The organism is Bulleidia sp. HCP3S3_C9, from assembly GCF_052064035.1.
GTDB lineage: Bacteria > Bacillota_I > Bacilli_A > Erysipelotrichales > Erysipelotrichaceae > Bulleidia.
Genome location: NZ_JBQHWJ010000150.1, coordinates 1 through 421, shown reverse-complemented (window position 1 = coordinate 421; position 421 = coordinate 1). Strand labels below are relative to the sequence as shown.

The 421-nt window shown below is 35.9% G+C and carries 1 pseudogene; it reads left to right on the top strand.

What is annotated here, in order from left to right:
- Positions 1-310 (top strand): annotated as a pseudogene (locus tag ACTND6_RS11200) (transposase); the annotation flags it as partial.
- Positions 311-421 lie beyond the last annotated feature (111 nt).

Genomic DNA, 421 nt, shown 5'->3' with positions numbered 1-421 from the left:
TGAGCTTTCTGACAGAGATGTTGTTGAAAGAACACGTACAGATATGGCGTTCAAATATTTTCTTGGTCTTGCACCCGAAGAAGATGTAATTGAATTTTCAAGTCTTACCAAGTTCAGAAAACTGCGCCTGAAAGATGAATCCGTCATGGATGCCCTGATTTCAAAGAGTGTACAGATAGCAGCAGAGAACGGAATCAAACTGTCTAAAACCATTATTGTTGATTCCACGCATACAGAAGCCAGATATGGAACAAAAAGTGCACGAGAATACCTTCTTGAAGTTTGTAAAAATCTCAGAAAGAAAGTATACTGTAGAACGTCACATTAAATACACTAAGAAAATCAAATTAAATGCCAGAAGACATAACGTGAAATTCCGAAGTATTCAAATTATTTGATGCTGGTATTCAAATTGTTTACA